The following is a 13,954-nucleotide window of genomic DNA, read 5'->3' on the forward strand; positions in this document are numbered from 1 at the left end:
TTGGTTGTTGTTTTTAGGAACAGGCAAGATGCCTGTGAAGCGAAGATTTAATTTGATTGTGGGGTGGGCTTCTAGCCCGCCCCCAACAGGCAAGATGCCTGTTCCACAAAGATTTAATTTTATTGTGGAATGGGCTTCTAGCCTGCCCCCAACAGTTGGATTGTTCGACATTCCCGCACTCCGACAGTCGGATTTTTCGAGAGTAGGATTGTTCGCTAGTCCCACAGTCCGCCAGGGGTTGAAACCCCCGTCTCAAAGCTGAAGTCGTCTGAAGACGACTGAAGAGTTAATTATATCAAATCTGGGTGCATTGCTTCGCTCGTAATGACAGAAATACGTGGTTTTTGCGTAATTCCTATAAAGAATAGATCGTGTATTAAAGCCGGATTTATATTAGTCGTCTTCAGACGACTTTCGCTATGAGGCAGGGGTTTCAACCCCTGACGGACTATCGGAATCACGAAATTTAATCTGAGTCGTCTTCAGACGATTTTAGCTATGAGGAAGACTGTCGGATGATTCGACATTCCCGCAATCCGACAATTGGATGATTCGACATTCCCGCAATCCGACAGTCGGATTTTTCGAGAGTCGGATTGTTCGCTAGTCCCACAGTCCGCCAGGGGTTGAAACCCCTGTCTCAAAGCTGAAGTCGTCTGAAGACGACTGAAGAGTTAATTATATCAAATCTGGGTGCATTGCTTCGCTCGTAATGACAGAAATACGTGGTTTTTGCGTAATTCCTATAAAGAATAGATCGTGTATTAAAGCCGGATTTATATTAGTCGTCTTCAGACGACTTTCGCTATGAGGCAGGGGTTTCAACCCCTGACGGACTATCGGAATCACGGAATTTAATCTGAGTCGTGTTGTCTATAGGCTCTGGCTCGTTTATGGCTGGGAAAGATGGAGGGAGAGCCTCCTGATATGCGTTACCAGGCAGAGCCAGGGAACGAGTAGATACGTCAAATCAGCAACTTTCATCAGATTAATCTCCCAATAAAATTCGCAAAGCTTTCAAAGCATTTGAACGATTGCCATTGGCAATTTTACCAAACCAATAATGTGCCTCTTCATTACTCATAGCCATAATCCCTTCGGCAATATTCGCAATTCGTTCGGTTTTCGATAGCGGTTGCAGCGATTGAAATAAAATCGCCAAACTCACCCCCGATTCTTCTGATAAAATATAAGGCGTTTGTCGCTGCTGAGATAAAGTTTTTGGGTCGTAATTATTGGCTTTGAGAGTTGCATAAATTGTCTGTCTCGCCAAAACCAGCGCATTTCCTTTTAGCCGACCCAATTTTTTAGCAGCAGGACGTTTTTTCTCTCCCGCTTTCTTGTAAGCACATTGATACAATTCTAATGCGAAGTTGTTATTTTCTAAAGGCAAAACTCGTAATTGAAATTCTTGCATGAGCTATGGGCGGGGCGGGTTTATGAGATATTTTATTTGAGGCGTAGATGGTTGGTATAACCCGCCCCTACATGGCACTAATTATACAACAATCAATCTACATATCCGATCGTCTCCGAGCGATCGCGATTCCTGTAGGGGCGAGTTCACCAACCATCTACGCAATCAACCAACCATCTCAAAAACCCGCCCCGGCCTATGTATTATGCTGGTATGTTAAAAGAGGTAGATTGCGATTTACCGTGGGGTGGGGGCGGGTTTTTGAGATTGTGAATTTTTGCCCAATATTTTAGGTTAACCCGCCCCTACATTTCAATATGTCACCCTTGTCATTAAATTTAAACGTTCTACTGGATTGCGATCGAGCGTTTGTTTTATACTGCTAATATCCGAGGCGTTTGCTGGCAAAGCTGGCTGGAATTCTAAGGTGATTTTCAGACTAACCTCTGCTTGCGCGTCGGGACTGTTCAACAAATTGTTAATAGTCGAGAAAAAGCTCTGAAATCCCCGCAACGCCCCTTGATATTCCAACCGCACAAATTGGTCGCCAGTTTGAATGGTTGCGGTTTGGTCGATTTGCGGTTGCCAGCGCTGCAATAGGGCAATTGCCGTTCCTAATTTGCGATAATCCATTACTCGATCCACAGACAATTCTAGCACTTCGATGCCTTGCACTTTGTAGTCGCTAATGCGATCGCCCAATTCCGCAAATACCCTATTAATCGTGCCGTCTAGTTCGATAATCGGCGGTTTCGCCTCCCACAAAGTCCCCTGTAGCCCTTCCACAACATAAGCAGAATTGCCACTATCTCGCACGGTAGAAACTTGAGGATTTAGATTGACATTGGTTGCTTTTTCTGCTGTCTCACCGTTGCCATAATCGGCCACCACACGAAAAATAGTGTTATTAACAATGGTGGCGTCATACTCATCGGAAGGGCGGAAATTTCCCGGCACTAAAATATTATCTTGATACAAACTAACCGTCAGTGCTCCTTTGGCTTTCCACCTCACCCGCACGTCAACGGAAGTTGCAGGCGAGACGCCCGCACTACTCGGCATCAATTGGGCGCTGAGTTCCACTTCTTTGGGCGCTGGAGGTTCGAGAATGCCCCGTCTGTACAATACAGCGCGATCGCTAAATTCGATCGTCTCCGGCAGCGCCAACACGCTATCATCGGTTTTGATAAACAGTCTCTCCCCGACTTTCATATCCCAATTGCCCATTTTCAAACCTTGGCGAATCGTCTCCCGCAGCATCGAAACTTCCGCATCAAGGAGAATATTCAAACTCAAATCCTTAGCAAAAGCATCGCGCAGCGCCTTCGTCGTCCAACTGTCCAACCCCGCAGGCCACACTTTTTGCAGGATAAAAGCCGGGGCGAAAGGTTTAGCTTCTTCCGGGCGAATCTTGCCGCAATCTTTGAGGGCTTTAAGAATCACATCTTGCTGGTTGTTTTTGCCTTTCACCATACTCGCATCTTGCGCGGTAAAAGTGTAGTGCATCAATCCTTTCGGTGCTTTTACTTGGTCATTTGACGGATAAAATAAATGGCGGTAAGTATTAGTTAAAGATACTCTCACAGCCATATCTTTTGCGCCTTCCCGTTCCTTCAATTCCTTTTGCTGGCTTCCCGATAAATCTGCCAGCCGATTCTGACTTTTGAGAATATTTTGAATGGCTTTATATTCTCTGGCATTGTCGATCGCGCTTTCTAATTCTAGCCGATTGGCCACCAAAAATAACAAGCGATTGCGGTAGGTGCGAAACTTCCCCGATTCGCCGCTATTGTTAAAAATTCTCTCGATTAATTCCGGGGCTGCGTCGGTAGAAGCATTCACAGTCGCATCGTCAAAGTCGATCGCGCACAGCGCCACATCATCCGGGTTATCGTCTACATTTCCGGGACTTTCGATATTAGAAACTAAGGTAAAGAATTTTTTGGCAAAAATGCTATCCCGACGAATTCTCAAATCATCTTTCGCGAATCCCCTCCCAACTTGTTCCTTCTCCTCGGTGATAATTTTGTTGATCGAAGGTTCTTCTTTAAACCTGGCTAAAGATGTTACCGGATCGAAGTCTAAATACCACGCTACCTGCGTCAAAGTTTTTAAAGCGCGATCGACAAAACCGCTGTCAACCCCCGGAGTCAGCAGCGACAAATTCAACTCAGCCAGCCGAATACCCGAAGAATTTCCCTGAGTCAGAGAATGCAAAAAGATCGATCGGGCTACCCAAGTCGAAAACGGCGGTTTTCCCGCTGCTATCCATTCCCCATCTTGCAATTGTGCGTAAGCCGGCCTACCGTCGGGATTGTAGATATCAGCGCCGATCGCATTCCGCAGGGGCGATCGTTGCAACCGAGAAGTCAGATCGTTAGTAATTTCGCCATCCATCCCTATAGGAATGTGATGCGTGTGAATCATCGGCATCCAACCGTCGCGATTTTCCCACAAATGCCGCACGACTTGCGCGAACAATCGCAAAGCGCCCCGCGTCTTCTGGAATTCGGGAATAGAAGCAATTTTTTTAGTAAGAAGATTGAACAATTCCGGGTGAAACGGATAACTTTGGGCGATCGCTTTTGAGTATGACGCATCTTTGCACCCATCGGGCAAATTAACGCGGCAATTGCGATAAGCCGCCAAATATTCCGATGCCGCTTTTTGCGCCGCTTCCTCGCTAACTCTGGCAAACACGCGCTGTTTGACGATGTTGTAAATTTCGATATCTGTAGAAGGACTCAACACCCTTTCTTGTCTTGCGGAAGCGCGCATCGTTTCTTGCAATTCTGCCGTTTCTTCCGCAAAAGTATCTGCTGTCGAGGCGAGGGAATAAACCAATACTAAATTATCGCAAGCTGCCGCCAAATCCATCAGGGAAAATAGAAAGGCTACCACTTGTTCGGCTAAATCGCTTCTGCCAATTTGTTTCGCTTTTGCCGATCGCAAATACCGCGCAATTTCATCTAAAATAATCACAGTCGGCTGTCCCCCCGTCAACCGTTCCAACACCGAAGTACCGGGACTGACACCGCTTTGATCGCTGCCTTGCAGTAACTGATAGCCTGAAATCCCGCCAATTTGGTAAGCAATTTCGCCCCACAGAGTGTAGGTTGTCAAGCCGCTGTCCGAGTGATAAACTCCTTGTTCTGGGTCTAAATCTCGACCGTCGATCGCTGCAACTTGTAAAGGGCGATCGGGAATAACGCTAATATCTGTAAAGCGTTCCAATCCGAGAATTTCTCGCCCTTGCTTGCAGATATGCCAGAGTGCAATTTCATCGTGAGTTTTGCCGCCCCCAAAACTCGTTTCCAAACGAACCACCCCAGCCCCGGCGCTTTGCTTCATCAAGCGGCCAAAAACTTCCCGGATTAGAGTTTTAATGCCATCAGTTGCGAAGGTATTGGCAAAAAACTTATTAGCATCTTGATAAACTTGAGGTGCAGTTCCTTCGACTACCAACCGCAATTTTGCTGCAAATAAATCTAGAGACAAGTCTCCCGATAAAATCTCATCTCTGGGCAAACAGGTATCAAAGATTAATGGCAGCATATCAAAGATCCTTAACTAATAATATCAATTCCGCACTTCAGCGTAATTATTCATCTCTCACTTATCTCCCTCTGTGTTCTCTGCGTTCTCTGCGGTTAAAACATTCCGATATCCAATAACTAATGACTAAAATCGACATTTCCCCCGCTGACAATTACCCCAACTCTCGCATTTTCTGCTTTCACAACACCTGACAGCAAAGCCGCCGCCGCTAACACTCCCGTCGGTTCAACAACTATCTTCATGCGTTCCCACATAAAAAACATTGTGCTGCGAATTGCCTCTTCGGAAACTGTTGCCATATCGTCCACATAATGCAGTACCAAAGGAAAAGTTAATTTCCCCAAAGATGGCGTGCGCGCACCGTCAGCAATCGTATCCGGGTTAGTAACAGTTTGCAGCGTTTTCGTGCGGAACGATCGCGCCGCATCGTCTGCTTGCTCCGGTTCTACCCCCATTACTTTACACTGCGGAGACAAAGTTTTTGCCGCGATCGCGCATCCCGACAGCAAACCCCCGCCACCGCAACAAACTAACAGCAAATCCAACTCCCCAACTTCTGCGATTAATTCCAGCGCCGCCGTACCTTGTCCCGCAATCACCCGCGCGTCATCATAAGGAGGAATTATTGTCAAGTGTCGCTCGGCGCCAATTTTAGCGGTTAACTCTTCGCGGGAAACTTGAGTGCGATCGTACAAAATAATCTCTGCACCGTAGCCGCGAGTCGCTTCTTGCTTAACTTTGGGCGCATCTGCCGGCATGACAACAGTAGCAGGAATTTCTAGCAACCGTGCGGCAAGGGCGATCGCCTGCGCGTGATTTCCCGACGAAAAAGTCAGCACTCCCCGCTGTTTTTCGGCTTCAGATAGCTGCATTAAAGCATTGCAAGCACCCCGAAATTTAAACGAACCCGTGCGCTGAAAGTTCTCGCACTTGAAAAATACCTGAGAATTTGTGCGTTTGTTGAAAGTTTCCGAAGTCAGCACCGGCGTCTTGAAAGCTTTGCCATGCAAGCGATTTGCCGCCGCCTCCACATCCGCGAAACAGACTGATAAAGGATTTTGGGCACAGAAGTGGGCACTCATAGATTTTAGATTGGGGCGATCGAGGACTCTATTTGTAGGATGGACATTGCCCGCTTCACTCGTACCATTCAACTATAAATTTTTACTAACCACAGAGGGCGCAGAGGGCGCAAAGAAAGAGAATAGAAGAGATAGAGATAGAGATAGAGAGAATGGCTTTTCTCTGATTATTCAGTCGGACGATTATTCTCTTCGTTTGTTTAGACGCGGTTTCAACCGCCGATTCTTCTCTTCCCTTCTCTATTCCTAATCGCTTTCCAGAATGCTTGCGAGCAAAGCTTGCTGAGCGTGCATCCGATTTTCTGCCTGATCCCAAACGCGCGATTGACTGCCTTCAATCACTGCATCGGTAATTTCTTCATCCCGGTGTGCGGGCAAACAGTGCAATACAATTGCATTCCGATCTGCTAACTTCAGCAATTGTTCATTTACCTGATATGGCTCAAACAAAGGAATCCTGAGCTTTGCTTCCTCTTCCTGTCCCATACTCGCCCAAACATCAGTATAAATCACTTGAGCATCCTTCACAGCAGCTTCTGCGTCCGCCGTCACAGTAACTTCTGTTTTTCCCTTAGCAATATTCTTAGCTTTTTCCACTATCTCAGCATTCGGCTGGAAATCTTGAGGGCAAGCAATTCTGACATTCATTCCCGTCATTGCACAGCCCAACATCAGCGAATTAGCCATATTATTGCCATCGCCCAAATAAGTCAAAGTCACCCCTTTCAACTTGCCAAAACACTCTTTTACTGTCATTAAATCCGCCAGCACTTGGCATGGGTGTTCGTCATCTGTCAGCGCATTAATTACAGGAATTTTCGCATAATTAGCAAAAGTTGCTAAATCCTTTTGCTCGAAAGTCCGAATCGCCAAAATGTCTAAATATCTGTCTAAAACCCTGGCTGTATCTACCAAAGGTTCGCCGCGGCTGACTTGTGTAACGTTGGGATTGAGGTCGATCACTTGCCCTCCCAATTTATACATTGCTACCGTAAAACTTACCCGCGTTCGCGTTGAAGCTTTGGAAAATAACAAGCCGAGAACTTTATTGCGTTTCAGCTTGACCATTCCCGATTTTAAACTGGCTGCTAGATCTAGCAAATAATTTAATTCGTCAATGCTTAAATCTGCCAGACTTAATAAATCTCGCCCTTTTAAGGAATCCATGCTTTCCCCCACACACAAATTTTTAACTGTGTCTTAAATCTTAGCCTGCAGAGGCTGGTTTTGTTTATTTTGGCTTGCACCATTTTCAAGAACAGGCAAGATGCCTGTTCCACAAAGATTAGATTTTATTGTGGGGTGGGCAGGAGAGCCCGCCCGTGAAAGGCTTATTAACAATGGTGCAATATCTAAGTTTATTTCAACTTGCGGGCAATTGCTCGATCGCGCGATCGATCGAATCGCAACCTTGTTCAACCGTTTCTACCACAGCCAACACGCCCCGCAATTCCCCAGCGCCGGGGAAACCCTTAGCATACCAGGTTAAGTGCTTGCGCGCTTGGGAGACACCGCTTTCACCTTTATATTCCCACAAAGCCCGCAAATGTTCCTTAGCACATTCGAGCCGTTCAATTGGTGTCGGAGCTATCTTTTCCACACCAGTTTTCAAGAAATAATCAACTTCTCCAACCAAAAAAGGATAGCCCAAAGTTCCCCGCGAACACATCACTCCATCGGCGCCGGTTTCTTCCAGACATCGCATCGCTGCTTCCACTGAAAAAATATCCCCGTTAGCAATAACTGGAATCGATAAAACTTCTTTCACTCGGCGAATCCACTCCCATTTTGCCGGGCCGGTGTAACCTTGCGATCGAGTGCGGCCGTGCACGGTAATCATTTTTGCTCCCGCATCTTCCATCCGCTTGGCAAATTCCAAAATATTAATTTCTTTGTCAGTCCAACCGATCCGAGTTTTAACCGTGACAGGAACATCTACCGCTTCCACAACAGCCCGCACAATTGCCTCGGCCGTTTCCGGATCTCGCAGCAGGGAAGAACCGCCGCCGTTTTTAGTAATTTTGTTGACCGGACAGCCCATATTAATATCAACAGTATCCGCTCCTTCTGCCACTGCTTTCTGCGCCGCTTCTGCCAAGAAATCCGGCCGGCAGTCAAACAATTGAATGCTAATCGGACGCTCGTTCGGGTCAACTTCCATAATTCTCGGCAGTTGCTTCACGTAGTGCAAACCCGTAGCGTTCACCATTTCCGTGTACATCATCGAATCCGGCGCGTAGCGGCGCACCAGGCGGCGAAATACCAAATCGGTAACGCCGGATAAGGGCGATTGCAGGACGCGACTTTTAACTTCAAAATCGCCGATTTTAAGCGGAGTTGCTAACCTTTCTTTTAATTCGGGAGATAGAGCAAGCATAGTGGATCGTACTTTAATTCTAATATCTGTATATTATACTACACTTCCGATAGTTGATAGTTGTTAATTATATTTTTAGCCGATGATTGAGTTGAAGCTAAAAGTATATTTAACCTGACCGCAATGCCTATTTTACAGATGCCGATCGCCCGAATTTGAATATTGTGAAACGAGATCCCAAAGGGCAACCCCGACCGCAGTTAAATCTCTGTGCCACTTCCCTCTATCTATGGGGTGCGGCCATTAATGGGGGATCTACCTACTAAGAGTGTTGCCCAAGTCATATTTTTCTTGTTTAATTCTACCGAATGCTCTGGCTGCCGAATGCTCCGGCTGCCTTCAGACGATTAATGCTTAAATTTATTGGGATTCTGCAAAAGCCGTACATCAGATCGTTTTAAACTACAATTGGTGGATTCCTGACGACGCCGATCGAACATTAAAAAAATTGTAGAGAATTCCTATGGACGCCGCAGCACTCTGGCAACGCTATCAAGACTGGCTTTACTATCACTCTGGATTGGGACTTTACCTCGATATCAGCCGCATGGGATTCGACGACGCTTTCGCAGCAGCACTGAAGCCCAAATTTGACAAAGCTTTCAAAGACATGGCAGCTTTGGAAGCAGGTGCGATCGCCAATCCCGACGAAAACCGCATGGTGGGCCACTACTGGCTGCGAAACCCCGATTTAGCTCCCACTCCAGAATTAAAACAAGAAATAGTCGCAGGCATAGCACAAGTCGAAGAATTTGTCAAAAAAATTCAAAACCGCGATATTAAACCGCCCTTTGCTCCGCAATTTACCGACATAATTTCGATCGGCATCGGCGGTTCCGCCCTAGGCCCCCAATTTGTCGCCGAAGCTTTATCCCCAGACATTCCTCCCCTAGCAATTCATTTTATCGACAACACAGATCCGGCTGGGATCGATCGAATCCTTAACAAAATCAAAGACAAACTCGCCAGCACCCTAGTAATTACTATCTCCAAATCCGGCGGCACCCCCGAACCCCGCAACGGGATGATCGAAGTTCAAAAAGCCTTCGCCGCGCAAAAACTGGATTTTGCCAAACAAGCAATTGCCATCACCGGAGTTGACAGCCAACTAGACAAATTAGCCAAATCCGAAGGCTGGATTACCACTTTTCCAATGGCAGATTGGGTGGGAGGACGCACTTCCGAATTGTCAGCAGTCGGACTTTTGCCAGCAGCTTTGCAAGGCATCGACATTCGGGCGATGCTCGACGGCGCTAAAGTCATGGACGAAGCTACCAGAACCACCGAAATCAAAGATAATCCCGCCGCCTTGTTAGCAATGTCCTGGTATTTTGCTTGCAACGGACGTGGCGAGAAAGATATGGTAGTTTTGCCGTATAAAGATTCACTGCTATTGTTCAGCCGCTACTTGCAGCAATTAGTCATGGAATCTCTAGGCAAAGAGCAAGATTTAGACGGCAACACAGTTCATCAAGGAATCGCAGTTTACGGCAACAAAGGCACCACCGACCAACACGCCTACGTCCAGCAACTGCGAGACGGCGTGCCGAATTTCTTCCTAACATTTATCGAAGTTTTGCAAGACAGGCAAGGCATTTCCCCAGAAGTAGAAACCGGGGTCACTTCGGGAGATTATTTGTCTGGTTTGTTGCAGGGAACTCGACAAGCTTTGTACGAAAATCACCGAGATTCCATTACTGTCACAATTCCCCAAGTCAACCCGGAGACAGTAGGAGCATTAATCGCCCTCTACGAAAGAGCCGTAGGTTTTTACGGTTCCTTGGTGAATGTCAATGCCTATCACCAACCGGGCGTCGAAGCAGGCAAAAAAGCGGCCGCTGCTGTATTGGATTTGCAGCAACGGGTACTGCAAGTGCTCAAAGATGCCCAAAAACCTCTGTCTGTAGCAGAACTAGCAAAAAAAGCAGGAAGGCCAGAGCAAATCGAGACAATTTACAAAACTCTGCGGCATTTGGCAGCCAACGGGCGCGGCGTAGCTTTGGAGGGCAAATTAGGACAACCGGCTACTTTAACTGCAAGTTATCAAGAGAATTAAACAGTAGAATTAAACATTAAAAGTGAAATTAGTCACTTTTAATGTTTAATTTTTAATTCCCCCATGCCATTAACGATTCTGGTTGCTGACGACGATTTCGCGACTCGCTTGTCAATTACCGATTATCTAGAAATTACCGGATACTCTGTAATCGCTGCTGAGAACGGCAAACAAGCTTTAGGTTTGGTAGATGAATTTCAGCCGCACTTGATTGTTACCGACATTACAATGCCTGAGATGGATGGCTACGACTTCGTGCGGCGAGTTCGGACTCGTCCCGCTTTCCGCTTGCTGCCGGTGATTTTTTTGACGGAACGCACGAGCACAGAGGAACGGATTCGCGGCTATCAGATGGGGTGCGACAATTATCTGGCTAAGCCTTTTGAACTCCAGGAATTGGGGGCGGTTATTCGCTCTTTGCTCGATCGCTACGCTCTAATCGCTCAGGCCCCCTCTCGTACCCCCGAACTCGAACCAACGCCAACAGAGGCACGCAGCAGAGCCAATGACAAGCCAGAAGCAGATTTTTTAACTCAAAAGTCAAACACAGGCGATTCCCTACGGGATAGCTCCGCTTCACGGGCATCTCCCAGCCAAAATGCTCCGACTTTGACTCAGCGAGAGCGACAAGTGCTAGATTTGCTGACAGAAGGTCTTTCTAATATTCAAATAGGCTCCCGACTCAACCTCAGCCCTCGAACTATCGAAAAGCACGTCAGCAGCTTGTTCAGAAAAACTGACAGCAACAACCGAGCAGAACTCGTTCGCTTTGCGATGGAACACCATTTAGTCAGATAACCGCCAACGCTCTCGGCAAGAAAATTACCTGCACTTACCCCGCTCAACAAATAACATCATGGTCAACAATTACTTAAAAAATCAGAAAATTCTATATGCTGCCGCACTAGCAGCTTCCATAATTTTCTGTATTGCCATGACATCAATGGGAATCACCAAGTATTACAGCGTTTTACAGGGTGGAGAAAATTATAACGATTTCCCTACAAGTGGTTTCAGTCTCATCCGACTTATAATTAACGGTTCCTACTTGATAGCAACAGTTACATATATTATCTGGTTAATTCAAAAAAAGCAGACAAGTTCCAGCTTTCTAGACATTTGTAAGTATGCAATCCCCTTTCTGGGACTTGCGCTCATAGCTTATCCCCAAAGCAGTGACATTTATACGTACTTGCATTACGGAGCGATGAGCTTACATAACATCAATCCTTATCTTAATAGTTCCGACACCTTCGTTTCTAACTTATCTCCCTTTCTCCACTGGTTGCAGACTTCTACCTACGGCCCAGTTTCTCTATTATTTTTTTGGGTATCAGCATTGGCTTTACCAATTAGCCCTTTACTAGCAGTTTATATTTTTAAAATCATCTGCGTCTTGGTACACGCGCTCAATGCTTATTTAATTTGGCGGTTGCTAACAAGTTATGAAAACCGTCACCTCATAACAATGGCATATTTAGTCAATCCCATGCTATTGAACGAACAAATAACTAACGCTCACCTTGACGTTTTAGTTGCTAATACATCGATCGTTTTAATAGGATGTATTTATTACCAACGTTATGTTTTTGCAATTTTAGCAATTTGGGTGGGTTTTCTAGTAAAAACTTTACCTATAATTTGGTTGCCTTTAGTTTTTGCTTTCCTATGCAAGGAGCGTCGGTGGAGAGATTTAGCAGCATCTGTCTTGCTTTCTTTATTAATTGTCGCCGTGATAACTTATACATTTATGCCAACAGTTTCAGCTTGGAGAAGTGTGTTAAATCCGGCAACCGCCGGAGCGACAGCTCGATCTTTTCACCATGCTCTCAATTTATTTCTGAATTTTTGGCCAAATGTAAGTGTTGAAACTAGGGAAAGTATTCTATCATTCCTCAAATATTTTGCGTATTTAAGCTGGATTGTTTACTATACAGGGACGTTAATTAAATTATTATTCCGCAAAAAATATTCGGAAATTAATTTGGTATCAGATATTGGATGGACGACTCTCACTTTGTTTTTGTTTGCTACACCTTGGCTAATGCCTTGGTATCCATCTATTTTGCTGCCAATTGCTGCTTTGAGTATCAATTCTCCCCATTTTGTATTGACAAGTTTAACTTTTTCTTTGTCACCCAGTCTCATTTTGGGAGCGGGATCGGGAACAACTGTGATATCCCTAGTTACGAGTTTTGTTAGCGTTGTCCCCCCTACAGCATTGCTAATATTCGGGCGGAAAAAGGCACTGTTTTAATTTAAATTGATTGCTGACCGCCAACTGTTAATTTTTTTAGACTGACAACGTACTCCAACAAACCCTCGGAAGCGTCCAGCAGCAAATCAATTACTCGATCGAATCCCTCCGGGCCACCGTAGTAAGGATCTGGCACTTCTTTAAGGTCGTATTTCTGGCAAAAATCGCACATCAGCCGCACTTTATCTTTATACTTTCCAGCCGGGTCCAGGGCAAGAATATTGCGATAATTGTCCCGATCCATGGCCAGAATCAAATCAAAATTTTCAAAATCTTTCCTGGTAAATTGGCGGGCTTCACCTAGCAATTCAATGTCTCGCTTCCGCGCCGCCAATGCCATCCGCCTGTCAGGGGGGCTGCCAACGTGATAGCTAGCAGTTCCCGCCGAATCGCAGGTGATGCGATCGCTCAAACCAGCTTGTTCAATTAAGTGATTCATAATATTTTCTGCTGAGGGCGATCGGCAGATATTTCCGAGGCAGACAAATAATAATTTAGTCATTAGTTAGTAATTATTAGTTATTAGTTATTAGTTATTAGCTATATCAAATCCGTTAGCATCGGAATAGTAAATTCGAGTTCACGGCGTTGACGGTTGACTGTTCACGGCGTCAAAAGTCAACATCATTCCGGTGTAACCGGAAAAGATGTTATTAGTCAGTCAACAGTCAACCGTGCTAATTTTTAGGGTGCGTCGCTTTCAGAGTCAATCTACAAGTTCCATAGAACATGGAGCAGCGACGCACCTTACTATAGCGGTTTTCCAGAAAGTTTAATCAGTCAACAGTCAACAGTCAACAGTCAACTATTGACTGATGGCTGATGACTAACCGAAACCGGGGAGATTTAGTCCACCGGTGAGTTCTTCCATTTTCTCCCGCATCGTCATCGTAGACTTAGCGTAAGCATCCTGCATCGCCACCGTGACGAGTTCAGAAACCACCTCAGCACCTTCACCGAGGGCATCCGGCGAGATTTCCACGCGGCGGGGTTCTTGGTTGCCGCTGAGAAAAACCTTGACCAAGCCGCCGCCGGCAGTTCCCTCAATTTCCATGACATCCAACTCTTCTTGGAGCTTTTTAGCTCCTTCTTGAACCTGCTGAGCTTTTTTGAAAGCTTCAGTCAGTTCTTTCATTTTTCCCAGGCCGAAGCCAAATCCTTGTCCTGATTTCGTCATAACTACTTTGTGATGGTGTGTGGGCTGGCA

Annotated in this window: 11 protein-coding genes; 4 read left to right on the forward strand and 7 right to left on the reverse strand. The window is 45.9% G+C overall.

Features of this window, described 5'->3' with window-relative positions:
* The first annotated feature begins 28 nt into the window (after nucleotides 1–28).
* A complete protein-coding gene (locus OSC7112_RS40155; RefSeq protein ID WP_015178381.1) occupies nucleotides 29–262 on the forward strand; it encodes a hypothetical protein in 234 nt (77 codons plus the stop codon).
* A 726-nt stretch (nucleotides 263–988) separates the two neighbouring features.
* Here OSC7112_RS40155 and OSC7112_RS24305 read toward each other — a convergent pair.
* The 5 genes from OSC7112_RS24305 to dusB form a co-directional block, all read right to left on the reverse strand.
* Nucleotides 989–1,417, reverse strand: a complete 429-nt coding sequence (locus OSC7112_RS24305; RefSeq protein WP_015178382.1) for a DUF7680 family protein — start codon at nucleotides 1,415–1,417, stop codon at nucleotides 989–991.
* A gap of 312 nt (nucleotides 1,418–1,729) precedes the next feature.
* The gene (locus OSC7112_RS24310; RefSeq protein WP_015178384.1) at nucleotides 1,730–4,972 is read right to left on the reverse strand and encodes an ATP-binding protein; all 3,243 of its coding nucleotides are present in this window, start codon (nucleotides 4,970–4,972) and stop codon (nucleotides 1,730–1,732) included.
* A gap of 119 nt (nucleotides 4,973–5,091) precedes the next feature.
* Nucleotides 5,092–6,057: a threo-3-hydroxy-L-aspartate ammonia-lyase gene (locus tag OSC7112_RS24315; RefSeq protein ID WP_015178385.1), complete on the reverse strand. Its 966-nt coding sequence runs from the start codon at nucleotides 6,055–6,057 to the stop codon at nucleotides 5,092–5,094.
* A gap of 246 nt (nucleotides 6,058–6,303) precedes the next feature.
* Complete coding sequence (argF, locus tag OSC7112_RS24320) at nucleotides 6,304–7,224, reverse strand: ornithine carbamoyltransferase (protein WP_015178386.1); 921 nt, start codon at nucleotides 7,222–7,224, stop codon at nucleotides 6,304–6,306.
* Between the two features lie 196 nt (nucleotides 7,225–7,420).
* Nucleotides 7,421–8,434: a tRNA dihydrouridine synthase DusB gene (dusB, locus tag OSC7112_RS24325; RefSeq protein WP_015178387.1), complete on the reverse strand. Its 1,014-nt coding sequence runs from the start codon at nucleotides 8,432–8,434 to the stop codon at nucleotides 7,421–7,423.
* A 463-nt stretch (nucleotides 8,435–8,897) separates the two neighbouring features.
* Here dusB and OSC7112_RS24330 point away from each other — a divergent pair, with 463 nt between their 5' ends.
* From OSC7112_RS24330 to OSC7112_RS24340, 3 genes are all read left to right on the forward strand, one after another.
* Nucleotides 8,898–10,490 carry a glucose-6-phosphate isomerase gene (locus tag OSC7112_RS24330; RefSeq protein ID WP_015178388.1) on the forward strand — a complete coding sequence of 531 codons (1,593 nt, stop codon included), beginning with the start codon at nucleotides 8,898–8,900 and terminating at the stop codon, nucleotides 10,488–10,490.
* 63 nt (nucleotides 10,491–10,553) lie between these two features.
* Complete coding sequence (locus OSC7112_RS24335) at nucleotides 10,554–11,288, forward strand: response regulator transcription factor (protein ID WP_015178389.1); 735 nt, start codon at nucleotides 10,554–10,556, stop codon at nucleotides 11,286–11,288.
* Between the two features lie 58 nt (nucleotides 11,289–11,346).
* Nucleotides 11,347–12,747, forward strand: a complete 1,401-nt coding sequence (locus OSC7112_RS24340) for an MptA/MptB family glycosyltransferase (protein ID WP_015178390.1) — start codon at nucleotides 11,347–11,349, stop codon at nucleotides 12,745–12,747.
* 1 nt (nucleotide 12,748) lies between these two features.
* On the opposite strand, the gene OSC7112_RS24345 is transcribed toward OSC7112_RS24340, so the two are convergent.
* Both OSC7112_RS24345 and OSC7112_RS24350 read right to left on the reverse strand, forming a co-directional pair.
* Nucleotides 12,749–13,249 carry a low molecular weight protein-tyrosine-phosphatase gene (locus OSC7112_RS24345; RefSeq protein ID WP_015178391.1) on the reverse strand — a complete coding sequence of 167 codons (501 nt, stop codon included), beginning with the start codon at nucleotides 13,247–13,249 and terminating at the stop codon, nucleotides 12,749–12,751.
* A 324-nt stretch (nucleotides 13,250–13,573) separates the two neighbouring features.
* Nucleotides 13,574–13,924 carry a YbaB/EbfC family nucleoid-associated protein gene (locus tag OSC7112_RS24350; protein ID WP_015178392.1) on the reverse strand — a complete coding sequence of 117 codons (351 nt, stop codon included), beginning with the start codon at nucleotides 13,922–13,924 and terminating at the stop codon, nucleotides 13,574–13,576.
* Between the last annotated feature and the right edge of the window lie 30 nt (nucleotides 13,925–13,954).

It is taken from the genome of Oscillatoria nigro-viridis PCC 7112 (assembly GCF_000317475.1).
Classification (GTDB): Bacteria; Cyanobacteriota; Cyanobacteriia; order Cyanobacteriales; family Microcoleaceae; genus Microcoleus; species Microcoleus nigroviridis.